22 protein-coding genes and 1 pseudogene are annotated in these 24,900 nt (G+C 67.7%); 11 read left to right on the top strand and 12 right to left on the bottom strand.

Going from position 1 to position 24,900, the window contains the following annotated elements:
• Positions 1-1,555: glycoside hydrolase family 2 protein (locus tag C2L59_RS13955; RefSeq protein ID WP_304485938.1), on the bottom strand; the 1,555-nt coding region annotated here is incomplete at its 3' end.
• 566 nt (positions 1,556-2,121) lie between these two features.
• Between C2L59_RS13955 and C2L59_RS13950 the strand changes: the two genes are divergently transcribed.
• From C2L59_RS13950 to C2L59_RS13925, 7 genes are all read left to right on the top strand, one after another.
• Positions 2,122-3,807, top strand: coding sequence for a hypothetical protein (locus tag C2L59_RS13950; RefSeq protein ID WP_199199068.1), 1,686 nt, complete (start codon positions 2,122-2,124; stop codon positions 3,805-3,807).
• Entirely contained in the window at positions 3,735-4,499 is a 765-nt protein-coding gene (locus C2L59_RS48095) for a ricin-type beta-trefoil lectin domain protein (protein WP_370444740.1), read from the top strand. The genes C2L59_RS13950 and C2L59_RS48095 overlap by 73 nt, the downstream gene beginning before the upstream one ends.
• Positions 4,500-4,533: 34 nt before the next feature.
• Positions 4,534-5,634, top strand: a complete 1,101-nt coding sequence (locus tag C2L59_RS13945; RefSeq protein WP_103349936.1) for an SGNH/GDSL hydrolase family protein — start codon at positions 4,534-4,536, stop codon at positions 5,632-5,634.
• Positions 5,635-5,683: 49 nt separating this feature from the next.
• Complete coding sequence (locus tag C2L59_RS13940) at positions 5,684-7,123, top strand: glycoside hydrolase family 76 protein (protein ID WP_158263081.1); 1,440 nt, start codon at positions 5,684-5,686, stop codon at positions 7,121-7,123.
• Between the two features lie 138 nt (positions 7,124-7,261).
• Positions 7,262-9,262, top strand: coding sequence for a PQQ-dependent sugar dehydrogenase (locus tag C2L59_RS13935; protein ID WP_233223487.1), 2,001 nt, complete (start codon positions 7,262-7,264; stop codon positions 9,260-9,262).
• Between the two features lie 13 nt (positions 9,263-9,275).
• On the top strand, positions 9,276-10,811 hold the full coding sequence (locus C2L59_RS13930; protein ID WP_103349934.1) for a glycoside hydrolase family 28 protein: 1,536 nt from the start codon (positions 9,276-9,278) through the stop codon (positions 10,809-10,811).
• A gap of 23 nt (positions 10,812-10,834) precedes the next feature.
• On the top strand, positions 10,835-12,574 hold the full coding sequence (locus C2L59_RS13925; protein WP_103349933.1) for a glycoside hydrolase family 27 protein: 1,740 nt from the start codon (positions 10,835-10,837) through the stop codon (positions 12,572-12,574).
• 412 nt (positions 12,575-12,986) lie between these two features.
• Here the strand turns inward: C2L59_RS13925 and C2L59_RS48090 are convergent, their stop codons facing one another.
• Positions 12,987-13,244 carry a hypothetical protein gene (locus C2L59_RS48090; protein ID WP_199199066.1) on the bottom strand — a complete coding sequence of 86 codons (258 nt, stop codon included), beginning with the start codon at positions 13,242-13,244 and terminating at the stop codon, positions 12,987-12,989.
• Positions 13,245-13,345: 101 nt separating this feature from the next.
• On the opposite strand from C2L59_RS48090, the gene C2L59_RS48085 reads away from it, so the two are divergent.
• Entirely contained in the window at positions 13,346-14,086 is a 741-nt protein-coding gene (locus C2L59_RS48085; protein ID WP_199199065.1) for an anti-sigma factor, read from the top strand.
• A 23-nt stretch (positions 14,087-14,109) separates the two neighbouring features.
• Here C2L59_RS48085 and C2L59_RS13915 read toward each other — a convergent pair whose 3' ends face one another.
• Positions 14,110-14,394, bottom strand: a complete 285-nt coding sequence (locus C2L59_RS13915; protein WP_103349932.1) for an isoamylase — start codon at positions 14,392-14,394, stop codon at positions 14,110-14,112.
• Between the two features lie 322 nt (positions 14,395-14,716).
• On the opposite strand from C2L59_RS13915, the gene C2L59_RS13910 reads away from it, so the two are divergent.
• Positions 14,717-15,079 carry an ATP-binding protein gene (locus C2L59_RS13910; RefSeq protein ID WP_233223484.1) on the top strand — a complete coding sequence of 121 codons (363 nt, stop codon included), beginning with the start codon at positions 14,717-14,719 and terminating at the stop codon, positions 15,077-15,079.
• 22 nt (positions 15,080-15,101) lie between these two features.
• Here the strand turns inward: C2L59_RS13910 and C2L59_RS13905 are convergent, their stop codons facing one another.
• Positions 15,102-15,518: an STAS domain-containing protein gene (locus tag C2L59_RS13905; protein WP_146060381.1), complete on the bottom strand. Its 417-nt coding sequence runs from the start codon at positions 15,516-15,518 to the stop codon at positions 15,102-15,104.
• 337 nt (positions 15,519-15,855) lie between these two features.
• Between C2L59_RS13905 and C2L59_RS13900 the strand changes: the two genes are divergently transcribed.
• The gene (locus C2L59_RS13900; protein WP_103349930.1) at positions 15,856-16,677 is read left to right on the top strand and encodes a SigB/SigF/SigG family RNA polymerase sigma factor; all 822 of its coding nucleotides are present in this window, start codon (positions 15,856-15,858) and stop codon (positions 16,675-16,677) included.
• Positions 16,678-16,741: 64 nt separating this feature from the next.
• Here the strand turns inward: C2L59_RS13900 and C2L59_RS13895 are convergent.
• The 5 genes and pseudogenes from C2L59_RS13895 to C2L59_RS13875 all read right to left on the bottom strand — a co-directional run.
• Positions 16,742-16,972 (bottom strand): annotated as a pseudogene (locus C2L59_RS13895) (ATP-binding protein); the annotation flags it as partial.
• Positions 16,944-17,279 carry an STAS domain-containing protein gene (locus tag C2L59_RS47485; RefSeq protein WP_233223486.1) on the bottom strand — a complete coding sequence of 112 codons (336 nt, stop codon included), beginning with the start codon at positions 17,277-17,279 and terminating at the stop codon, positions 16,944-16,946. The pseudogene C2L59_RS13895 and the gene C2L59_RS47485, both read right to left, overlap by 29 nt.
• Positions 17,280-17,667: 388 nt before the next feature.
• Positions 17,668-18,009, bottom strand: a complete 342-nt coding sequence (locus C2L59_RS13885; RefSeq protein WP_233223483.1) for an STAS domain-containing protein — start codon at positions 18,007-18,009, stop codon at positions 17,668-17,670.
• A gap of 302 nt (positions 18,010-18,311) precedes the next feature.
• The gene (locus tag C2L59_RS13880; protein WP_233223482.1) at positions 18,312-18,728 is read right to left on the bottom strand and encodes an ANTAR domain-containing protein; all 417 of its coding nucleotides are present in this window, start codon (positions 18,726-18,728) and stop codon (positions 18,312-18,314) included.
• Between the two features lie 261 nt (positions 18,729-18,989).
• On the bottom strand, positions 18,990-19,274 hold the full coding sequence (locus tag C2L59_RS13875; protein WP_146060380.1) for an STAS domain-containing protein: 285 nt from the start codon (positions 19,272-19,274) through the stop codon (positions 18,990-18,992).
• Between the two features lie 28 nt (positions 19,275-19,302).
• On the opposite strand from C2L59_RS13875, the gene C2L59_RS13870 reads away from it, so the two are divergent.
• A complete protein-coding gene (locus C2L59_RS13870; protein WP_146060379.1) occupies positions 19,303-19,629 on the top strand; it encodes a lantibiotic dehydratase C-terminal domain-containing protein in 327 nt (108 codons plus the stop codon).
• Positions 19,630-19,938: 309 nt separating this feature from the next.
• Here the strand turns inward: C2L59_RS13870 and C2L59_RS13865 are convergent, their stop codons facing one another.
• From C2L59_RS13865 to C2L59_RS13845, 3 genes are all read right to left on the bottom strand, one after another.
• Positions 19,939-21,810, bottom strand: coding sequence for a HAMP domain-containing sensor histidine kinase (locus C2L59_RS13865; RefSeq protein ID WP_103349924.1), 1,872 nt, complete (start codon positions 21,808-21,810; stop codon positions 19,939-19,941).
• 984 nt (positions 21,811-22,794) lie between these two features.
• Positions 22,795-23,133, bottom strand: coding sequence for a hypothetical protein (locus tag C2L59_RS13855; RefSeq protein WP_103349923.1), 339 nt, complete (start codon positions 23,131-23,133; stop codon positions 22,795-22,797).
• 1,278 nt (positions 23,134-24,411) lie between these two features.
• Positions 24,412-24,900: fasciclin domain-containing protein (locus C2L59_RS13845; protein ID WP_103349922.1), on the bottom strand; the 489-nt coding region annotated here is incomplete at its 5' end.

The raw sequence follows: 24,900 nt of genomic DNA, 5'->3' as shown, positions 1-24,900 counted from the left end.
CGACGCTTTCGTCGACGAGCGCCCAGATGAACCCGCCCGCCGAACGCTGCGACCCGCCCATCAGCTTCCAGTAGTCGTTCAAGCCGGCCCCGGCGCCGCCGTCGTAGAGGCCGTGCAGGAACTCGGTCGGCATGAAGATCGCGGGGCCGGCGGCCTTGCTCGCGGTGCTGCTGTAGGTCTGGTAGTGGCTCGTGTCGACGCCGCTGAACGTCGTCCAGGGGTGCAGCACGGCCCGCCGCTGCGGGTCGTACTGCGCAAAGTCGTCGTCCAGCGCGGTGTTCCAGCCACCCTCGTTCCCGTTGTCCCAGAACAGGATCGACGGGTGGTTGACGTCGCGCTCCACCAGCGCCTCGACCAGTGGTGCGCCGACGCCTTCGTCGTAGTGGTGCTGCCAGCCGGTCAGCTCGTCCAGGACGTAGAGCCCGAGCTCGTCGCAGAGGTCGAGGAAGTACGCATCCGGCGGGTAGTGCGACATCCGGACGGCATTCATGTTCATGTCCTTCATCAGCCCGATGTCCAGCCGCGCGAGGCGCGGGCTCGACGCCCGGCCGAGCGTCGGCCAGAAGGTGTGCCGGTTCGCTCCTTTGAGGACGATCCGCCTCCCGTTGACGTAGACGCCGTCGCCGGTCCTGACTTCGATCGTGCGGAAGCCGAAGCGTTCGACGGTGCTGTGCCACGACACGCCACCGGAGCTCGCCAGCGTCAGCTCGACTTGGTGGAGGTTCGGCGTCTCGGCCGTCCACAACAATGGCTGGGCCGCGGTGGTGGTCACGGTCGCGCTGGTCGCCCCGCTCGCCACGGCGACCGAGAAGGCCCCGACGACCGCCGTGCCATCGAGGCGGCGTAGCTGCGCGGTCAGCCGGGCCGCCGCGGTCACGCCCGCGAGCGTGACCCGGGCGGCAAATGTCCCGTCGGCGCGGGCGTCGATCGCGACGCGGTCGATACGGGCGGCCGGGTACGACACCAGCGAGACCGGCCGGAAGATCCCGCCGAAGTTCCAGAAGTCGCCGCGGCGCTCGGCGTCGTTCACGGAGTTGTCGGCGGATTCCTTGCTGACGGTCACCTCGAGCAGGTTCGCCTCGCCGAGGCGCAGCAGGGCGGTGACGTCATAGCGGAAGCGGTAAAAGCCGCCCTGGTGCACCGGCCCGGCCGAGACGCCGTTGACCCGGACGTCGGCGTCGGTCATGGCGGCCTCGAACACCAAGAAGTTCCGGCGGCCGGCCCAGGACGCCGGTGGCGTGAACGAGTGCCGGTAGTTGCCCTTCTCCGCCGGAACGAGATCACCGCCGTAGTGGTAGCTGCCGAACCCGTGGCACTCCCAGTTCGACGGCGTCGGGATGGTGGCCCACTCCCCCGCGCGCCTGCCGGACGTGACCTGGAAGTCCCAGTCGACGGTGTGATCGGCGTCGGCCCCGGTCAGGAGCAGCGTTTCGGTCGCCGGGCCGGCAGGCGCTGCAGCAACCTCCCCTGCCGATACGGCACCGGGGGCGGGCAACGCCGCGGTGGCGACACCCACCGTGCCGATCGTCAGCGCTTTGCGACGGTTGAACTCCACCGGGCCTCCAGAGACGGGAGGTGACGAACGCCGAACAAGAAGGGAGACGTTCTATGCTCAGATCTCATATATGACGTAACATACAACGTAACTCCGTTAGCAAGCAGACAAGGTGCCGGACAAGTTCCCACGTCCGGTCGCCCGCGTCGCCGCACGAGGCTCAAAAGTACCGACGTTGTATCTTGAGCGATCCGCGGTCCCTATGTCAACGGAGAGTGCGCAACTTCTGACAGTGGATCACCGAGTGGGATTCGATCAGCGTCGAGCGCGGCCGCGCAGCCCCACTGCCGGGAACTTCGCGGAGTCATCGGCGGCTACTCGGTACCTCAGGTCTACGCGTGCACAACCGATTGCAGGTGTCGTCCAGCGACCGCGCAGGCCCGGATTGCTGAATCGGCAACCCCCTGGTCCAAATCTTGTCGTGCCGTGTGAAGTTGTCGCCTCCTGGGAGGGTTGACAGTAAAACAAACACAACCGCACACTGGGCCACATCTTCCCGGCGGTGCATGGTCGCTCCTCTGGTCGAGCGGACCTTCTGCCGTCTCCTCACGGCGAAGGATGGTCCTATGCGTCGCATCGCTCGACTTGCTCCCGTACTGGCATTGCTCGCCGCGTCGCTCGCGGTCGGTGCCGATCCGGCTGAGGCCGCGACCACGGCCATCACGGTGGACGGCGCGCAGAGCGGCCGGACGTTCGACGGGATCGGTGCGATCAGCGGCGGCGGCGGCAATTCGCGGCTGCTGGCCGATTATCCCGCCGCGCAGCAGTCGCAGATCTTGGACTACATGTTCAAGCCCGGCTACGGCGCGAATCTGCAGTTGCTGAAGCTGGAGATCGGCGGCGACGCCAACTCCACCGATGGCTCCGAGCCCTCCATCGAGCATGCCAGGGGACAGATCAACTGCAACGCCGGCTACGAGTTCTGGCTGGCCGAGCAGGCGAAGGCGCGCAACCCCAACATCGGCCTATACGGCCTGGCCTGGACCGCACCCGGATGGATCAACGGCGGTTTCTGGTCCACTGACACGATCAACTACCTGATCACCTGGCTGGGGTGCGCCAAGCAGCACGGCCTGAACATCAAGTACCTCGGCGGCTGGAACGAACGCGGCCACGACATGAACTGGTACGTCCAGCTGCGATCGGCGCTGAACAATGCCGGTTACAGCAGTATCCAGATCGTCGGCGACGACTCCGGCTGGAGCGTCGCGGACGACATGGCACGCAACGCGGCGTTCAACAACGCGGTGTCGATCGTCGGGGTGCACTACTCCTGCAACGGCGGCGATGGCGGCGATGCGACCTCCTGCCAGAGCACCCAGGCCGGACGGAATCTCGGCAAGCCGCTATGGGACAGCGAAAACGGCTCCCAGGACATGAACGCCGGCGCTCCCGCGCTGATCCGGGCGATCACCCGCGGCTACGTCGACGCGAAGATGACCAGCTTCTTCAACTGGCCGCTGATCGCCGCGATCTACCCGAACCTGCCCTTCAGCACCGTCGGCCTGGCCACCGCCGGATCGCCGTGGTCGGGTAACTACACCATCGGGACCAGCACCTGGGCCACCGCGCAGGTCACCCAGTTCACCCAGCCCGGCTGGAAGTTCATCGACTCCGCCTCCGGCTACCTGGGCGGCGCGGAGTCCAACGGCACCTACGTCACCGTCAAATCCAACACCGGCTCCGACTACTCCACCATCCTGGAAACCACGACGACCAACTCCGCGCAGACTGCCAATTTCCACGTCCAAGGCGGACTGTCCACCGGCACCGTCCACGTCTGGGCCACCAACGTCAACTCCCCCAGCGCGGCCACGTCCTTCGTCCACACCCAGGACATCAGCCCCTCGGGCGGCTCGTATTCGCTCACGATGCAGCCGGGCTACGTCTACACCGTGACCACCACCACCGGTCAGGGCAAGGGCACCGCGACCGCACCCGCCGCCCACGGGCTCGCCCTGCCCTACAGCGACAACTTCGACGCCTACGGCAACGGCACCGAAGCGAAGTACCTGTCGGACATGCAGGGCTCCTTCGAGGTCCAACCCTGCACCGGCCGTGCCGGGCAGTGCGTCCGTCAGATGGCACCGGTCAAGCCGATCGAGTGGCAGGACGACTCCGACTCCTACTCGCTGATCGGCGACACCGCTGGTCGAACTACACCGTCACCTCCGACGTCCTGCTGCGCAGCACCGGCACCACCGAGCTGCTCGGTCGCGCCAACACCCAGCTGCGCCCGCAGTCGCACATGAACGCCTACTACTTCCGGATCCGCGACACCGGGCAGTGGTGGATCGAGAAGATGTACACCGACGGCTCCAACCACACGCTGGCCACCGGCACCACCACTGCGCTGGGCACCGGCCAGTGGCACAACCTCGCTTTCACCTTCCAAGGCTCCACGATCAGCGCCAAGGTCGACGGCAGGCAGATCGGCTCGGTCACCGACACCTCCTTCCAGTCCGGACAAGCCGGGCTGGGCATCCAGGGCTACCGCACCGACCAGTTCGACAACCTGGCCATCACCCCGGGTTCCGGTGGAACGGGCGGCACCGTGACCGGGCCCGTCCCCTCCGCCCTGAACACCGCGAAGTGCCTCGACGACTACACCGCCTCCAGCACCGCCGGCGCCGTCGTCGACATCTGGGACTGCAACGGCTCGCCCGCCCAGCAGTGGACCGTGGGCAACAGTGCCGTCACCATCAACGGCCTGTGCCTGGACGTCGTGGGCAACGCCACCGCCAACGGCTCAGCGGTGGACCTGTGGACCTGCAACGGCGGCGGCAACCAGCAGTGGACCGGCAGCAACGGCACCCTGGTCAACCCCGCCTCCGGTCGCTGCCTCGACATCCCCGGCTTCACCACCGCCAACGGGACAGCACTCGACATCTGGGACTGCAACGGCGGCGCCAACCAGAAGTGGAACTTCCCAGCCGCATCGTGAATCCACCCCGTCACACCGACCGAGGGAGCGAAACATGAGGTACCGGACGGCCATCGTGGCCGCCGCGCTCAGCGCGGGCGTGGTGTTGCCGGCTGCTCTCGACAGCGCCCAAGCCGCACCGGCACCCGCGTCGTTGCGGGTGATGCCACTGGGTGATTCCATCACCTGGGGTGTCGGCAGCAGTACCGGTAACAGCTACCGAGGTGACCTGGCCACCCAGCTGTCCTCCGAAGGACACGCCCTGGACTTCGTCGGCACGCAGCGCAACGGCACCATGTCCGATCCGGACAACGAGGGCCACTCCGGCTGGCGGATCGACCAGATCGCCGGCATCGCCGACTCCGTACTGGCCCAGTACCGGCCGAACGTCGTGACCTTGGAAATCGGCACCAACGACCTGAACCAGAACTACCAGGTGCCCACCGCCCCCGACCGGCTGCGCGCCCTGATCGACCAGATCACGACAGCCGCACCCGACGCGACCGTGCTGGTCGGCACGGTGATCGTGTCCACCAGCTCCACCGAGGAGGCCAACCGGCCCGGGTTCAACCGGGCAGTCCCGGGCATCGTGCAGACCGAGCAGGCCGCCGGCAAGCACGTCCGGCTGATCGACATGAGCGCGCTGACGGCCGGCGACCTGTCCGACTCGCTCCATCCCAACGACGGCGGCTACCAGAAGATGGCCACCGCCTTCAACGCCGGGATCCAGGCCGCCGACGCGGCCGGCTGGATCAACGCACCCGTGCCGATCGGTAGCACCGGCCTCGTCCGCTCCGGAATCAGCGGCAAATGCCTCGACGTCAACGGCGGCAACAGCGCCAACGGCACCGCAGCCCAGATCTGGACGTGCAACAACACCACCGCGCAAATCTGGACCACGTCCTCGGACGGCACGCTGCGCGCGCTCGGCAAGTGCCTCGACATCTCCGGCGCGGCCACCGCGAACGGCAGCAAGGTCGCGGTCTGGGACTGCAACGGCGGTGGCAACCAGCAGTGGCAGCCGTACAACCGCGGCTACCGCAACCCGGCTTCCGGCCGCTGCCTCGACGACCCCGCCTCCTCCACGACCGACGGCACCCAGGTCGTGATCTGGGACTGCAACGGCGGCGCCAACCAGCAGTGGTCCGCGCCCTGATCACCTCCACAACCACCTGCGACGACGAGCAGCAAAAAGGGACCGCATGATGACCCCAGACGCACCGACACGATGGTCAACCCGGGCTGCCGCCGCCCTGTTCATTCTGGCGCTGCTGATTCCGTGCTCCGGCGTCGCGCAGGCTGCGCCGAGTCCTGCCGCAAGCAGCATTTCGGTGCTCATGCAGTCCTACAACCCGAACACCGGACGCATCGGCAGCGACTGGTGGACATCCGCAGTGTCCCTGAGCACCGTGATGACCTACCGCCAAGCCACCGGCGACACCCAGTACGACTACGCGATCTCCGGCGCCTACGCCAAGAACAGCAACTTCACCAACGACTACATCGACGACACCGGCTGGTGGAGCCTGGTCTGGCTGCAAGCCTACGACATCACGGGAAACACCAGCTACCTCACCATGGCGAAGACAACCGCCAACTACATGCACAACTACTGGGACACCCAGTGCGGCGGCGGCGTCTACTGGAGCACCGCCAAGACCTACAAAGCCGCCATCGCCAACGAACTCTTCCTGGCCGCCACAGCCGGACTGCACAACCGCATCCCCGGCGACACCACCTACCTCGGCTGGGCCAACCAGGAATGGAACTGGTTCACCGGCTCCGGCCTCATCAACGGCAATCTCGTCCGCGACGGGCTCGACGTCGCCGGCTGCGGTTTCCACACCGCGAACTACACCTACAACCAGGGTGTCGTCCTCCAAGGCCTCGCCGAGCTCAACCGCGCCACCGGTAACAGCTCACTTCTGAGCACGGCGACATCCATCGCCACCGCAGCTACGCAGCACTTCAGCAAAGGCGGAGTCCTCTACGAGGGCTGCGAACCCAACTGCGCCGGCGACGGCCAAGCCTTCAAAGGCATCTTCGCCCGCTACCTCCGTGCCCTCGCCAACGCCACGGGAAGCACGCAATACGACTCCTTCCTGACTACCACCGCCAACTCCATCCTCGCCAACGACACGACCAGCGCGGGCCAGCAGGGCAACTCCTTCGTCGGCCCCTTCGCCCTCTGGTCCCCCACCACCCAGGCCAGTGCCGCCGCGACTCTCGTCGCGGCCAAAGCCACCGCCGCGACCGGCACCCCCGGCGTCCTGCGTGGACAGGGATCCGGCAGATGCGCTGACGTGCCCGGCGCGACCCGGACCAACGGCACCCAAATCGCGCTGTGGGACTGCAACGGCGGCGCCAACCAGACCTGGACCGCCACACCCTCGGGGCAGCTGACCGTCTACGGCACCAAGTGCCTCGACGTCAACGGCGCGAGCACCGCCGACGGCGCCGCAGTGCAAATATGGGACTGCAACAACGGCGGCAACCAGCAGTGGACGATCCGATCCGACGGCACGGTGGCCAACACCGCCTCCGGCAAGTGCCTCGACGCCACCGCCGGCGGCATGGCGAACGGGACGCCGCTGGAAATCTGGACCTGCACCGGCGGCGCCAACCAAAAATGGATGACCTCGTGACCCAGGCAGTCCGCGTCTGACCTCCCTTCCCCTCTCCACCCTCGCAAGGAGCAACGCGTGTTCGGTCATGCCCCGTCTCAACGAAAGCCGCGGCGACTGCTGGCGATCCTCGTGTCAGTCACCGTGCTGACCGCTCCGTTGCTGACCACCTCCGATACCGCGTCGGCGGCCACCGGCACTCCGATCACCGGCACGGCCTCCGGCCGGTGCCTGGACGTCGTCGGCCAGAGCACGGCATCCGGCGCCGGAATCAACATCTACGACTGCACCGGCAACGCCAACCAGGCGTGGACCTTCACTTCGGCCGGCGAACTGCGGGTCTACGACAGCCCGATGTGCCTGGACGTGGCCGGTCAAAGCACCACCCCCGGCGCCAAGCTGCAGATCTACGCCTGCAACGGCGGCGCCAACCAGCAGTGGAAGATCAACGGCAACGGCACCATCACCGGAGTGCAGTCCGGGCTGTGCCTCGACGTGGTCGGGGCGGGCACGGCGAACAGCACCCTGGTGGACTTGTGGACCTGCAACGGCGGGGCCAATCAGCAGTGGAAGACCACCGCGGGTGACAGTCAGCCGCCTTCGGTTCCGGGCAACGCCCGGATCAGTGATCTGGCGTGTGACTCCGTGACGTTCGCCTGGAACGCCGCCGGCGACAACGTCGGCGTGGCCTTCTACGACGTCTACCACGACGGTCAGCTCATCAAGTCGGTGAGCGGCAGCACCCTGTCCACCAGCCTGACCGTGGTCCCGGGAGTCACGTGGGGGCTCTACGTCAACGCCCGTGACGCCGCGGGAAACGTCTCGCAGGCGAGTGCCACGGTGCCCGTCACGCCCCCGCAATGCCAGGTCGACACGCAGGCGCCGACCGCACCCGGGTCGCTCACCGGGACTGTCTCCGGCACCACCGTCACCTTGAGGTGGTCGGCCTCCACCGACAACGTGGCGGTCAAGTTCTACGACATCTACCGCGGCACCACCAGGGTGGGCACGGTGACCGCCAACGGGACGACCCCGCCAGCCACGACGTTCACCGACAGCGGTCTCGCCGCGAACACCGCGTACACGTACTACGTGGTGGCGCGTGACGCGCAAGCCAACGTGTCCGCGCACAGCAACACCGTCTCGCTCACCACCGGTTCCGCGTGCGGCAACCCGGTCTGCGCGGTCACGCAGATCGCCACGGACACCGACATCCCGTGGGGCCTAGCCACGCTGCCCGACGGCATCATCCTGTACAACCGCCGCGACGCCCAGAACATCATCCACCTCAACCCCGCCACCGGCGCCAAGACCGATGTCGGCACCGTGCCGAACGTGCAGAGCACCGACGGCGAGGGCGGCCTGACCGGTCTGGCGATCTCTTCCACCTACGCCAGCGACCACTGGCTCTACATCATGCACACCTCACCGACCGACAACCGGATCGTGCGGATCAAGCTCGAGAACGACAGGCTCAACACCGGCACGGAGCAGGTTCTCCTCAGCGGGATCCTGCGCAACAAGTTCCACGACGGCGGCCGGTTGCGGTTCGGCCCCGACGGCAAGCTCTACGCCAGCACCGGCGACGCCCAGAACGGCGACAACGCGCAGAACAGGACGAGCCTCAACGGCAAGGTTTTGCGGCTGAACCCGGACGGCAGCGTGCCCTCGGACAACCCCTTCGGCAACGCGGTGTGGAGCTACGGCCACCGCAACCCGCAAGGCCTGGCCTTCGACTCCCAGGGCCGGTTGTGGGAGCAGGAGTTCGGCAACGCGGTGATGGACGAGACCAACCTGATCACCAAGGGCGGCAACTACGGCTGGCCGGCGTGCGAAGGAACCTCCGGGACGTGCGGCACCGCCGGCTTCATCGCTCCCAAACGAACCTACCCCACCGCCGACGGCTCCTGCTCAGGCATCGCCATCGTGAGGGACGTGCTTTACGTCGCCTGCGAACGCGGAACCCGCATGTACCGCGAAGTCATCAGCGGCAGCGACCTGACCAACGTGCAGACCTACTTCAACGGCACCTACGGCCGGCTGCGCACCGTGGAACCCGCTCCCGACGGAGGCCTGTGGCTGACCACGAGCAACAACGGCGACAAAGACAGCATTCCGAACAACAGCAACGAAAGAATCTTCCACGTCGCCCTCGGCTGAAAGGTGAGGACGTATGAACCGCACCAGCACCCTGTCGGGCATCGTCATTGCGGCGGTCACCATCCTGTCCGGGTCGGCCGCCGCAGACGCCGGCAGCCCGCCAGGCCCGGCATCGAGCGCCGCGACCGCCGCGTTCAACGTCAGGGACTACGGGGCCGTGGGCGACGGCCACGTCAACGACAGCCCCGCCATCGCCAAGGCGATCACCGCGGCGAACTCCGCAGGCGGTGGCACGGTGGAGTTCCCCGCCGGCACCTACAAGTCCAAGAACACCGTCCACCTCAAGAGCAACGTGACGATCCAGCTAGACGCCGGGTCCACCGTCCTGGGCTCGGTCGCCGACACCTACGACGCCGCCGAACCCAACGCCAACGACAGATACCAGGACTACGGACACAGTCACTTCCACGACGCCATGTTCTACGGCGACAACGTGACCAACATCGGCTTCACCGGCTCCGGCACCATCGACGGCGGCGGCTACCTGGTCACTGCCACCAGAAATCCGGGCGCAGGTGAAGCCGACAAGATCATCTCACTGACTCGTTGCAAGAACCTCGTCCTCAGCGGCGCCACCCTCCGCCGCGGCGGCCACTTCGCCGCACTGATCAACGACTGCGACCACGTCGTCTCCGACCACCTCACCATCGACACCGCCGGCGACCAGGACGGCTGGAACATCATCTCCACCACCAACGTCACCATCACCAACGCGAACATCTCCGCCAACGACGACGCGCTGGTCTTCAAGAGCGACTACGCCCTCGGCGCCAAGCTCCCCAACGGACACGTCACGGTGACCAACTCGACACTTTCGGCCCGGTGCTGCAACGCGCTGATGTTCGGCTCCGAAACCTGCGGCGACTTCACCGATTACCAGTTCCAAGGCATCAAGATCACCGGCGCCGGCAAATCCGGCCTCGGCATGGTCTCCATGGACGGCGCCACCATCTCCGACGTCCACTACCGCGACATCACCATGACCGGCGTCCACTCACCGATCTTCCAGAAGATCGGAACCAGAAAACGCTGCGGCAACAATCCCGGCGTCGGCCACATCAGCAACGTCACCTACGACAACATCATCGCGACCGGCAGCAACCCCAGCGTCACCCCGACCCTGTGGGGTGAATCCGGCAGCAACCACATCAGCGGAGTGACCTTCACCAACGTCACCATCACCGTCCCCGGTGGCAGCCCGGCCATCGCCACCACGCCGCCCAGCGACAACGCCACCGGCTACGACCCCACCAGCATCGGCACCCGGCCCGCGTACGGCTGGTACCTCCACAACGCCGACAACATCCGCTTCACCGACTCGTCGGTGAGGTTCGCGACCAACGACAACCGTCCCGCGGTGATCGCCTACGGCGGCGGTCCTGTTGCCTTCGACCACTTTATGGCACAGCGCGGTAGCGGTAGCGGCAACGCCTACGACCTCGGCTTCCAGACCGTCAACGGCTACTGCATCGGCAACAGCACGAACACCAGCGGCGGCGCTCTCCGCGTCAACGCCACCGGATCCACGCAGAACTGCGGGTCCGTGTGATCCAGAGTCAGCAGAGGAGAGTTATGCGAAAACGTGCGCTGATCGCGACGATGGCGTTGGCAGCGTCGCTGTCGATCTCGAACCTTACGACGGCGTCACCGGCGCTGGCCTCCGACAACGGCGCGTCCCAGACGCCGCCGGCCGGGTGGAGCAGTTGGAGCTTCCTGATGCGCAGCCCGACCGAGGCCAAGGTGAAGGCGCAAGCGAAAGGCATGTCGGACGCCGGCCTGGTGGCCAAGGGCTTCCAATACATCAATCTTGACGACTACTACATCCTCAATCCCGGCACCACCGTGGACCAGTACGGGCGCTGGGCCGTCGACACCGCCAAGTTCCCGAGCGGCATGAAGGCGCTCGGGGACTACGTCCACGGCCTCGGCGAGAAGTTCGGCATGTATGTCACCCCCGGAATCCCGGTCGCGGCGTACAACCAGAACACCCCGATCCAAGGGACCTCCTTCCACGCCCGCGACATCGTTTCCGACACCAGCCGGTACGAGTCGAACTACGGTGGCTTCGGCAACGTCATGTACTTCATCGACTACAACAAGAACCCCGCTGCGGCGCAGGCATTCCTGAACTCGTGGGCCAATCTCTTTGCTTCCTACGGCGTTGACTACATCAAGATCGACGGCGTGCACACCAGCGACCAGGACGACGTCAAACACTGGTCGGACGCTCTGCGTCAAACCGGGCGGACCATCCACTACGGACTGTCCAACACACTGGACTTCGGCAACGTCAACACCTGGCGGCAATACGCCAACAGCTGGCGGATCAGTGGCGACATCGAGTGCTACTGCTCGACCCTGACCCACTGGGGGATGATCCGTTCGCGCTGGGTCGACCTGCCGAAGTGGGCGCCGTACGCCGGTCCGGGTGCCTGGAACGACCCCGACTCGCTCGAGGTCGGCAACGGCACGGCCACCGGCCTCACGCCAGCCGAGCGACAGAGCCAGCTCACCCTGTGGGCGATCTCCAAGGCTCCGCTGCTGCTCGGGGTGGACATGACCCACTTCGATGCCGGTGACCTCGGCATGCTGAAGAACGACGAGGTCCTCGCCATCGACCGGGACGGCGGTCGTCCGGCCACCCCTGTCTCCCAGGCCACCCAGCAGCAGGTCTGGCGTTCTCCGAAGAATCCGGACGGCAGCTACACGGTCGCGATGTTCAACCTCGGCGACAACACCGCCACGATCACCGCCAACTGGTCCGACCTCGGCTTCACCGGCAACGCCACGGTCCGGAACCTGTGGGCCAGGGCAGACGCGGGCACGTCCGGCAACTCGGTCTCGCGCAGCCTAGTCAGTCACGAATCGGCGCTGTTCAAGGTTACCCCCAGTGCGGGCAGCACCCCGCTGGGCGGCCCGCTCACGAGCACCAATTCGGGTCGTTGCGCGGACGCTCCCGGCGGCACCACCGTGAACGGCACGCAGCTCGCGGTCTGGGACTGCAACGGCGGTGAAAACCAGAAGGTCGCCTACAGCACCTCGGCCAAGACCCTCAAGGTCCTGAACAAGTGCTTCGACGCACACGGCGGCGGGACGGTTTCCGGCACGCACGTCGAGCTCTACGACTGCAACGGCGGCGCCAACCAGCAGTGGAACACCAACTCCGACGGCACGATCACCGGCGTCCAGTCCGGGCTCTGCCTCGACGTCTCGGGGACGGTGAACCCCAACGGATCCGGTATCCAGCTGTGGGCCTGCAACGGCGGAGCCAATCAGCGCTGGACCCTGGGCACCGGAACCCGCGTCCCGTAGAGCACAGGTAGGCCGACGGTTCTCAGCACCGGCGCGGGTCCACGCCGGACCTTGGGCCACGCCAGCAGGTCGGGACGTCGGCGGGCGGTACGAAGAGACCGCCGACGTCCCTGGTGACCAGACCGAGCGTGGTGCCTAGCCGAGGCTCGGTCCACGAGCGGCACGCGACCGCTCGCCGGCGGACAGACACGGCCGGAAGAACACCGTCACGGGATGGTCGCCGTTCAGACCGGCGTCACTGGCCAGACCCAGGCGGCGGTGCGTGCGCGGTGACCGGCCGCTGACCTGCCGGGCCGCGTCCCTGGTCCTCGTTCTCGAGGCAGCGCTGGTGGCGGCTGTCCTGGCCGTGGTGATCGCCGGTACCCAGCTTCCCGACTCGCTGATCTTCTGGCGGCTGTCCCCGGCCCCGGTGCTAATCGCCGTGCTGCGGGGGGGGAAGGGGCTGGTGCTGCTGCAACGCGCCGGCCGGTCGCTGCCCTGGCACGAAGCCGGGCAGCCACCCGACGGCCAGGAAAAGCCGCGCAGACACCGCCGCCGTCACGTCGAGCGACAGCAGACCGACAAGGGAACCGGCACCGCCAAGTCCGCTGTGCTGTTCACCGTGCCCGCGCTCGTGACGCTCGTCGCGGGGATCTTCCTGGAACGCAGCGGCGACGGCATAGCCGACCACAGCGGCTTGTCCGGAGTGCTCTTTGGCGCGACCATCCTGGCCGCCGCCACCTCGCTGCCGGAGGTTTTCCGCCGGCCTCACCTCGGTCCGCTTTCCTGCCGGTGTCGTTTCTGGTCGGTACGCTCGTCTCCGGCCAGGCCGTCCTGCCCCACGCGGAGAAGACCGACATCTACCTCACCGCACTGGCGATCCTGCTCACGCCTCCCCGCGTCGCCGCCGAGCCGACCTCTCCCGCGCGACGCACCCCGTGGCGCAAGCGTGCACTGATCGGGATCGCGTCCGTCGCCGCGGCGGCAGCGGTGCTCGCCGGCGGCATCAGCATCGGGCTGGACCAGTCGGTCTCCGGCCGCCCGGTGCCGGTGGCCGACGGCCGCGCGGTGACGTCCGCGCCCGACGCGACCACCGTGCGCACGGCCGTGGCCGGCGGCGGCTCGGTCACGGCCACAGCCTCCCGGCAGCTGGGCAAAGTCCTCATCGCCGCGCAGGCCCTGCCGCGGCTGGACGCCGGCCACGCCTACGAGGTGTGGCTGACCGGCCCGGATGCGCCACGCTCGGCGGGCCTCATCCGCCCTCAAGGCACCGTCGAAGCCGTCCTCCCCGCCGGCACCGACGGGGTCGCGGTGACCGTCGAGCCCGCCACCGGATCCCTCCCACCGACCACACCACTAGTCGCCAACCTCAGGTCAGCTGACCCGGCGCGACGGCCCGGCCACTTCGGTGACCGGGCCGTCGTCGCGTTGTCACACCCGCCAGCGCTATCGGGCACCGGCGACCTGTCCACCGACCCCTCGCAACTCCGGGGGACCCCCTCGCGATCCGAATCGGATCCAACGATCTCCTGATCCGCCGAGCGTGGCGGAGACCGTTACGCCGATGGGTCGTCGACGCGGTCGAGCACGTCAGGATCGTCGGGGTCGTCGAACCAGTAGCCGTTCTCTGCGAGATAGCGGAATTGCACGGCGACGCCAGCGGCGACCTCCACGGCCGTAGAACGGCGCCCGGTGGTGTGCGGCTGCAGATGGTGCTGGCCCGGTCTCCAGTTGTTGAACGATCCGACCACGCTGACGCGGCCAGGAGGGTCGTCGGCTGGCAGGCTGAAGACGATGCGTTTCGCACCGTTTCCGTCGCGTCCTCGGCAAATCTTAATCACTCGGCGATAGCCTCTCGCTGGTGTCCTTGGGAGACCGGGCGCTCGACGCTGAGCGCGTCCATAATGCCATTCCGGCACCGCAGTTCGTCCCCTCGCCGCCGCCGTGGTCACCCGGTCGAGCGTTCGGTGGCCCCGAGCGCAGGCCCTGCGGATGCAGGTATTGAGCACTGTGGGCACCTACTTGGAGAAATAAATTGCGGCGCCTGGGTACCCCTGATCGAGTGGACGGTTGCCACGGTGAGCTCAAGCGTCACGGCGGAGGGAGTCGCGCGTGCGCGTGAGCTGGATCGAAAACGCACCGGGGTACTAGCAAATTCTGAATATGTCCGGTGCGGACGTCTCCCGCTTGACGGTGGCCCGACAATGGGCCGCGGACCACCTGGACACGCTGGGTGAACGCGTCAAGTTCGACGCGGTGCTGGTCGTCGGAGAGTTGCTTGAGAACGCCTTCCTGCACGGTGGTGGACCGCACCAGCTGCGCATTCACCACCACGTGAACTCGCACGAGGTGATCGTGGCCGTCGCCGATCGTGGGATCGGCGAACCTCTGCAGCGGGTCCCGGACCGCAGGGGTGGCCGCGGCCTGTTGCTGGTCGACGCCGTGGGTGCCGAGTGGGGCGTGAGGCGTCACGATGACGGCAAGCTCATCTGGGGACGTCTCGACTGCGACACTGCCGAGCTATGACCCGCCGGTCAGTTCGGATATCTCAGCGGGTGTCCGGGCTGGCCGGATGAGCCGCGAGGGCGATCCAGCTCAGCGCGTCAGCGACATTGCGGTGAACAGGCAGAACCTGCTCCAGCTCGAGCGCGGCGATCGGTCGCAGCAATCCTCGCGAGCGGCCAGCTACAGCGAACGGTACCCGAGCCACCGTCGCGTCAGCGACCGCGTCGATCAAGACGGTCAGGATACGTGCGGCGCAGAACTCGACCGCCGAGGTATCGCAGATCAGCGCCGGTGGTAGCCGGCACAATTCCTCGGCGAGCAGGGCAGCAAGCTGAGCGGCGACAGCCAAATCGAGCTCGCCTGACGCATTGACCACACTCGCCTCACGTGTGCGGGTCACCGTGAACGACGCCGTTGGCCGGCGTCGCGGATCCCGCGGCCGGGGCACGAACAACGACATGAGCATGGCCTCCTCGAACCACCTGCGAGACCTCACTGCCGCTGCACCAGTTCAGGCCCACGCCACACAGTCTGCCAGGCCGGGGAGGTATGATGCGGCGGCTACCGGGCTGAACCGCTGTACGCTGACCGTACACCGGCCAGCAGACGATGCAGCGTCCTCACGGCCTCATCTCGTACGCCGGAATCGGACGAACCCGTGAAACCCTGCGACTGTCCTACGCGTTCAGTCGTCGGGTTCATCGGCAAACGTAGTCAACTTGCCTCCTGGGGCGGCAATCCCCGGCGAAGGAATAACCGATCGTGTGGTTTCGCCAGCGATTGGGTACCACGTGCGCATGGTCGTCCAAGCGCCCAAACGAAACCCGTCCGCCGCGACACCCAACCTGCCGTCCCAGCGCCGCTTCGACGAGTACGCGCACTGCGTTCCGCTGTTCCTCGAACGGAGCGGGTTCGACGAGGAGGACGCCCGGCGCGGCGTGCTGCGGGCGCGGTTGATCACCGAGCATCTCCCGGTGGCCGAACACATCGCCCGGCGCTTCAGCGGCCGGGGCGAACCGTTCGACGACCTGCTGCAGGTCGCGCGGAGCGGCCTGATCCGCGCCGTCGACCGCTACGACCCCGACCGCGGCGCTGACTTGCTGTCCTTCGCGGTGCCGACCATCATGGGCGAGGTTCGCCGGCACTTCCGCGACACCGGCTGGTCGATGCGTGTCCCACGCTCCTTGAAGGATCTTCAGCAGAAGCTCAGCACGGCGATCGACACGCTTGCTCACGACCTCGGGCGGGCGCCTACGCCCAGCGAGCTGGCCGCGCATCTGGGGATGAGCGTCGACTTCGTGCGCGAAGGGCTGTTGGCGGCGGAGGCTTACCGCCCGCACTCGATCGATGCACCGGTGCGCGGCGCCGAGGACACGGTCACCGTCGCCGAGCAGCTCGCGGTCGAAGAATCCGGGTTCACCCGGTTCGACAACCATGACGCTTTGCAGGCCGCGATGGCCACGTTGCCCGCCCGCGAACGCGCCATCATCACGATGCGGTTCGTCGACGAACTCTCTCAACGGGAGATCGCGCAGCGGATCGGGGTGTCGCAAATGCACGTTTCCCGGCTGCTGGCCAGAACACTCGAACAACTCCGGGCGCACTTGGTCGCCGAATGATCCGACCCGGCCATGAACGCTGCGATTCCCGTACGGAGTCGCCGACCTGGTCGGCGTGCAGAACCAAGGTCCCGATGCGGTCGGGGTAGGCGTGGACGACGACGTTGGCCATCGCCTCGTACACCGCCAGCAGCTGGTCCTGAACTCGCCAGGGCGGCAGGCCGATGCCGGCAGCCCATGCGGCGAGCTGGTCCCGCAGCCGGCCCAGCTGGGCCGCCTCGGCTGGCACGTCCTCGTGCCGCAAGTCCGGGGCGACGACGGTGTCGTCAGCGGGGAGGTCCGCGGAGCAGGTCATCGCGGCCGGTCTGCGGCGAGTGCGTCCGCCGTGCTGGTGAACACCGGCAGCAGCTGGGCATCCCGGTCAGGATGATCGCGCGGTGGGCCAGGGTTTCCTCGACCGCGATGACCCGCACGATGGTGTCCCGACCGCCGTCGGCGTGGGCTCGTGCCAGCACCGACAGGCCGGAGGAGTCGAGGAACGTCACGGCGGCCAGATCGATCTCGAGCACCGGTGGCCGCCGGGTAAGGGCGGCGGTGACCGCATCGGTCAGCTGCTCGGCCGTAAGCAGATCAAACGCACCTGCCGCGACCAGTACCAGCACGGCCAAGGGAAGTTCCTCGCCAGGGAAAGTCGCAGGGCGCCCTCGATTCGGGCCGGGTCGGCGACGTTGTCGTTCACCGGCCCGTGCGCACTCTGTCGACCATAAGCTCAGTCCCTTCTCGGCGCGCGTGACGTACACACAGCAACCACAACAAACGCTGTCGCATTTACCCGATCTTGAGCCGAGCCAAACCATGACTTCGGCCGCTTGTCGCGCGGGCCGCGATCGACAGCGTCGGGCGCACGGCCAACCCTCATCCCTTGGGGCTGAGGGGCAGGTCTTCCAGCCATCTCGAGCTGGGAATCCAGAGTGCTGGGATTAGGCCGCCTTCCGTGTAATGCGGCCTGGTGCTGGAGGGCCGGAGGTTGCCGAGCGGAGTTGCGGTTGTTCAGCGCAGCCGCGCTACCAGCGACAACCACTCGTCGGCGTCGGCCCGGTCGGCGTGAATCGGCAGGATGCGGTCGAGGAGCAGCAGCTTGTTGGGGCGGACCACGGCGCGCTGGCCGGCGATGACCGCGTAGACGATCCCGCGCGCGTGGGCGTTCGTGACCGCGTTAACCAGGTCCGACAGGCCGCCGGAGGAGCAGAATTCGACCTCGCTCAGGTCGCTGATGAGCGCGGGAGGCCGCAACGCCAGCTCCACATCCAGCCGTTCCTGCAGCCGTGCCGTGCTCGACAGGTCCAGATCCCCGGCGACCACGACGGTGGCCGCGTCGGCCGTGGCGGTCACCGTGAGACGGGTGCGTGCGAGAGTGCCGGCGTCGATGTCACGGTGGCTGCGGGGGCAGCGGTGGCGGGCACGTCAGGGGCCTTCTCGTCGACGCGGGGAGAGCCGGCTGCGCCGCGCCTCCCCGCCGTGCCGGGCTGCCGATGGGCAGGCCCAAACAGGGTTCGGTGGCGGCTGCTGCCTCAACCGCGGCGTCGCACCAACTCACGGCCGCCCAAAGCCGGCATGGCGGTGAAGCGCCACGGCCCGGACGTCACGCAGGGCACTGACCGGGCCAGACACTCACTGTCCAGCCGATCGCGCGCTCAACCGACCTCGGACTCACGTTCCTTGGCGGGGGCGTCGAGGGCCGACCCGAGCACGTGCTGCCGCAGCTGGTCGAGGACCACGGAGGAGGTCTCAGCATCCACGGTGCCGGCTTCGCCGTGGCTGCCGGCAGCGACCACGACCGCCGCGACGTCGTGCAGTTTGACGTTGGTGCGCTGGTAAATCGTGCGCAGCGCGGCGAAGGCGATTGCCGCGGTCCAGCCGCGCATCAGCATCAGCATCCCTTTGGCTTGCTCGCTGACCGGCTGCGTATCCAGGGCGTCCCGCAGCTGCGCCATCTCGTCGACCGGGTTGTCCGGGGATCTCCATGACGTCATGGACTCATTCCAGCGCAATTGGTCACGCCCGGCACCGCGAACACCGGACACTCCGTCAGCAATCACTTCGTCTGGCATCTGTCGAAGCCGAGCGTTGCCGCATCGGTTCAAGGCGATGAAACCGCCATCCGCCGCAGGTAACGCGCTGCGAGACCGATATAGGCAATGATCGCTCCGCTGACGGGTCAAGGGTTGTCGATGGCCGGGTGATGGAGCATTCAGCTGTCCGGTCACCCCAAGTCCTCGGCGACGACCGCCGCAACACCGCGGGGCGTAACTCACGTTTACCGCGGACGAGGTGAAGGAGACGACGCCCGATGGGACGTTGCTCAGCTCGGGTCAGGACTCGGCGGGAGGTGGTTCCGGCGCCAAGGTGGGTTGCAGACCGAGGCTCGTCAGCTTGCGCCGGACCGGCTCGGAGGCCACGACCCGCAGCGACGTTTCCCGCGCAGCGCAGCGGTGGGCCAGGCTGACGAACGGGATGACAGCTTCCACGGTCAGATAGGTCACCGTGGCCAGGTCCAGGACGAGAGCGGTGGCGGGATCGGCCGCGTACGCCGGGGCGACGATCTCCTCCGCGGCGTGCGTGTCGGTGAGGTCCCCGGCGCCACCCAGGATCAGCACATCGGTGGCCGGTACCGGTCGGAGATCGATGGTGGTGGAATCCTCGGGGGAATCGGCAACCGTGCTCATGTGCCCGTCCTGTTCTGCCGAGCATCCCGCTGCGTCTCTGAGCGAGACACAGAGGGTCTCGAGCTGCGCAGCCGCCGGACCGTGGCGCGCCCGCGCCGCCGCGCTGGCCGACTACCGCACCCGGCTCGGTGCAGACGCCGATCTCGACGCGGTGCTGGAGTCGTTGCTGCACATGCATCACAATCGGGCCGCGGGGATCGACCGCGACGGTGAGAACACCTGCCGCCGCCTGGCCCGGCACGCGGCATTCGCCTGGAACGCCCAGCACCAGGGAACGCGCACATGACACCAATCCAGCCGATGCTCCCGCCGACCGAGGAGTCCGAGCCGGGGTCGAGCCAGCGCCGGTCACGATGACTTTGCTTTCACACCGGGTGATCGGGCAGCGTGAGGCGAAAATCAGCCGAGTCTCCGTTGCCACGGTTACCGATCAGACCGTCTTCGATCATCAGCTCACCCATGAGACTGATGACGCTCATCAGCACCGACGATGCTTACGCCGGTTGCGGGCTTCTGCCTACGCCACTGACCGCACCCTGACTGACGTCACCCGCGACACCCTCGCCCCGGTATCTGCACCCACCCAAGTCCTAACTCACGGGAGGCTCGCGGTCGGGAGGGCGGCTCGGGTCACAGCTCGTGGCGGTGCTCGACGAGCCAGGCGGCAACCTGGTGCAGCTTCGTGCGGAGCGAGCAGCCTGGTGATGAAGCGGCGCAGGTCGGCGTTGTCCTCCACCACCAGGACGCAGGCTCCGGACCGGGCGACGCCGACCGGTACATCGGCGCCGTATTCCTCGATACCGACCTGGCCTGGCCCCGGCTGGGCAACCCACTGCAGCGCTTCCTCCACGTACGGCCCCGGAGCCGACGGCCGGGCACGGGTCGAGGAAGCGTCGCCCGCCTTGTCGGTCGGCGTGAGCGGTACCCCGACGGTGAACGTCGTGCCGGTGCCGACCGTGGATTCGACCTCGACTGTGCCGCCGTGCACGCGGACGAGTTCGGCGACCAGCGCCAGGCCGATTCCGGCGCCCTCGTGGCTGCGGCCGCTGTTGCCGCGGACGCGATGGAACCGCTGGAACAGCAGGGGCAGCTCGTGCCGGGGAATGCCGATGCCGGTGTCGCGGACCGCCAGCGCCACGGTTGCGTCCCGCCGGCGGAGCGTCACCTCGATGTGTCCGGTGCGGGTGTATTTGACCGCGTTGGACAGCAGGTTGAGGACGATCTTCTCCCACATCCGCACGTCCACCTCGACCGGCGGGCCGGGCAGCTTGATATCGGTTCGCAGCTGCAGTCCCGCTCGCGCGACGGCGGGCGCGAACGAGGACACCAGCTCCCGGGTCAGCTCGGCGAGATCGGCGGCTTCGAGTTCCGGCCGCATCCGCCCGGCTTCGATCCGGGCGAAGTCCAGCATGTCGTCGACCAGCCGGCGCAGCCGTCCCACGTTGCGCCGGATGATCTCCACCCGCTCCCGTTGCGCCGGGCCGAGGGGTTCACGGGTGTCGCCCAGGCTGTCTTCGGCCGGCCCGGCGATCAAGGTCAGCGGAGTGCGGAACTCGTGACTGACGTTGGCGAAGAACTCGCTTTTTGCCCGATCCAGTTCAGCCAGCGCCTCGGCGCGCCGGCGTTGCCCCTCGAATGCCTGGACATCGCTGACCGCCCGGCTGACCTGGTCCACGACCAGGCCGAAGAACCCTCGGAAGTCGTCGTCCAGCGTCCGGTACGGCGTCACGCCGGCTACCAGCACCGCCGCGGGTCCGGACTGGCTGCCGGTGGTCACCGGCAACACCAGCACTACCTCCGGGTCCGCGTCACCGACCGGATTCGCGCCCGCGACAACCGCACCAGGCCATCGCCGGCCCCAGTCGTCGATCACCCCGGCGGCGCCGTGCATCACCGCGTCCCACACCCAGGGCTCCTCAGCCGGGTCGGAGACCACCAGAGGAAGCACCTGGCCGGCTTCGCGCAACCCGACCGAGTCGAACAGCCGCACCACGCCGTCCTCGACGACGTAGGCGGCGGCGAACGGGATGTCGGCCCGGTTCCCGGCCAGCGCGCGTAACGCGGCGGCACAGACGTGCTCGACCGAGCGTTCCTCGTTGCCGCTCGGCGCCGTCGTCACCTCACCCAGAGCCCGCAACGTGCGCAGTCTGCGTTCGCCCAGCACCCGTTGCGTGGTCTCGGTGACGGCGGTGAAAGCACCCCCGACCGCACCCGACTCGTCGTGGATCGCGCTGTAGGAATACGTGAAATACGCTTCCTCCAGGTACCCGAACCGTTTCGCCGGCAACAGCTGATCATCGGAGAAGGTCGCCTGCCCGGTGGCCAGCACACTCTCCAGCTGCCGGCCGATGATGTGCCACATCTCCGGCCACACCCGCACACCCGGCAGACCCAGCGCCGGGTGCTTCTCCGGACCGAGGATCGGCACCCACGCGTCGTTGTACAACAACACCAGCTCACGGCCCACCAGATCACCATCGGATAGCGTGAACTGAGACAGATTCCCACCGCGGTCCGCAGGCTCTGCGGCCACCCGGCGACCGGACCCACCGGCGACGACGACCAATCGAACGCCGCCATCCGCGCAGCCATCTCACTGGCCCCGACGAACGGCGACGGCCCGGACAGGACCGAGCCCGGATCGGCCTCCCCGCCGGCGCTCACCATCTCCGTCACCGCTTCACCCGATCTCGGCGCGACCACCACGGCATCTGCACCCGCACGACCTTTTCCGACCCGCCGCCACACATCACCTCGTCAACGAGCGCACGACATCGACACGGCGACTCCCCACGCCGCACCCACGTCCCTTGCCTCAGAAACGCGAGGCACACACGGGGCGTCACAGCTCAACGCCAGCGTGCCCCACATAGTCGATCGTTAGGTGAATGATCGACCGCGCGCCCTGGTTCGCGGCCGTGGGTAGCGATGAGCAGGGCAGCACCGATCGGGCTGCTTGGCGTGCATCCAAGACGCGTGCTCCGGAACCCGCACTGGGCGTATACGGGCCGATGTTCCCGGCCGATGGACTGACCTCGAGTGTCACAGACTTGGCCGCTCCAGCAGCCGACGGCGTCACGGAAGAAGAATTCTGCGAACTGGTCGGCGGTGTGGTCACGGGCTGGGAGGCGAGCAAACAGCGAACGGCGTGGCACCCGTCCGGGCGACCGACAGCGGTCGCTCGGGCTGCGCACCGTTCGCGGACTGGGTACGCATGACTCCCGCAAGAACGACATGTATCAGCCGGTGAGCGCTGGGTAGGCCCTGACACGGCCAATACGTCCGCGATGCCGACAACGCTGGACGTCAGGACATCGCCGACTTCTTCCGCAAGGTCATGGAGGAAGACTCAGCGCGGACCAAGCAATGTCACGAGTTCATGAAAGAGCTTTCCGGCAGCTCCGGGTCGGGTCCGGCCGTGTCGTAGAGCTGTCTTGAGCCCCCGCACCAGTCAGGGGGATTCGCCGGCACCGGACTCAAGCGGGATGGTGGACACCAATCCCAGGCGTGCCAGCTTCAGCCGCACCGGTTCCGACGCCCGCACTCGCACCGGCCGGTCTGCGGCGGCGCACCCGCTGACCAGCTGCACCAGGGGAACCGCGGCCTCCATGCTCAAGTGGGTGACCGCGGACAGGTCCACCACCACCGCCGTACCCGCGGGAAGCGTCGCCACGACCCTGGCGATCTCTTCGATCTCGGCGGTTCCGGTCAGATCGCCACCGGCGGTGAACGTGATCTGATGCCCGAGCGCCGCCCCGGGATCCTCCTGCGGTTCGGTCGTGGTGCTCATCAGGCCTGGTTCCCGTCCTCTGCGCACCCCCGGGCGGGTTCATGTTTACTCCCGGTGACGTGCGTAGCCGTCTGCCGGATTGTCGTTGCAGGCACGGTTGGCGTTACCTCGAAAGGCTCGGCGCTCACCCGTTGGGGAACCCACCGCCATGGTCACCAGGACGGCGCCTCCAACCCGTCTGGGTCGCTGGTCAACGCCCTCGGCTCTGGGGATCGACATCGGCCTGGGCATCGAGGATGCCCATGATGAAGGGGTCGGCGATGGGTGCGAACCTTGACGTTCTCGTACTGTGGCTGGGTGACCGGCAGGGCGAACGTGGCATCCGCCGAGATCCGGTGGACAGCCATCAGGACGCCCTTGGCCTGGTCAGCGCAGCAAGTCCGCGGCACGGGCCAGATCGCCACGCCGCCGGGCCAGCACGCTGCCCGCAACGAGCGCTCCGCCGGTCTGCTCCGCCGGTCTGCTCGGCCGGTCCGGCCGCGGTGGCCATCTCGTCGCCGAGGCGCAAAGCCGTCCTGAGCCGCCCCGAGGGGACGGCGTTCGGGCCCAGCCCGGCGCGAGCCGGGAACGAAGGCTCCCTCGGCGGGCGGCGGCGTCACCGCCAGGACCACACCCGGCCGTGTGGCGCAGCGACCGCTCCGGCGCCTGCCGGTCCGGTATCAGGTTGACCGCTCGGCAGCCGGGTAACCACGTTCACCATCGGCTCCTCGGAACGGGCGCGCAGCTCCGGATCAGTTGGCCAGGGTGTACGCGCCTGGGCCGGCCGGTTGCTGCTGGATCGCAGGGGAGACCAACGGATCGACGCGCTCTTGGTCGTCGATGAGCTGACCTTGGTGCGCGAACGCGATCGGCTGTCAGTGAAAATCGACGACACCTGCATCGACCCGGCCGGCCCCGGCCGCCGTCCTGCAGCGGTGACACGGGTTCAACCCGGTCCCCGCCATGAGCGTGTCCTATGGCCAGTGGCGACGGCCCACTGGGAAAACGGTGGGCCGAGGTCGACCTCACCCGTGTCGCACCCGGGCACCTGCGCTGAGTTTACGCGCCGAGCTCAGCAACTGCTCTCGGAAGCCGATCGCCGCCACAGCGTGGGAGTGAACCGGCCATGGCGGCGATCGGCGGGGCGCCGCCGCTTCGGCGTCCCCCGTCGTCGAGTCCAGCGGACCCGACGCGGTATCGAGTTCTTTCAGCGGATATGACGGTCGCCGCCGCGAGCCTGCTCGCGGAGGCGACGTTCCCGGCTCCGCGCGAAGGTTTCACGAAAGCCCGGGCGTTTCCTTACTTGTTGGTGCCGGGGGTGAGGACCTTGTCGATGACGAACACGGTGGCGTTCTTGGTGGGGATGTTGCCGCACAGGATCTTGGCGCCGTTGACGGTCATGTTCTCGCCGGAGCCTTCGATCTTCAGCGGGCCCCCGGCGGTGTTGAGCGACTCCAGCGTGCCAGCGGCGGCGAGACCCTTGGCGTCGTAGCGCTTACCCACGACGTGGTACTGCAAGATCGGCGCCAGCTGATCGGGCTTGCCCGCCAGCTCGGCGAACTTCGCGTCACCCAACGCCGCGAACGCCGGGTCCGCCGGCGCGAACACCGTGATGGCCTGCTGACTGTTGAGCGTGTCAACCAGGTTGGTGGCCTTCACCGCCGCCACCAGCTTGGTCAGCAGCGGGTTCGTCGACGCGGCCGAAGCGACCGGCTGCGGCCCCATCGAATCCAGCGAGCCGGGCGCGGAACCCTGCGGCAGCTGCGAACACGCCGGACCGAACACATC

Origin of the sequence: Amycolatopsis sp. CA-128772 (assembly GCF_002904295.1) — a bacterium.
Lineage (GTDB): Bacteria > Actinomycetota > Actinomycetes > Mycobacteriales > Pseudonocardiaceae > Amycolatopsis.
The sequence above is the reverse complement of the archived record's forward strand: the minus strand, read 5'-3'. Positions and strand labels throughout refer to the sequence as shown.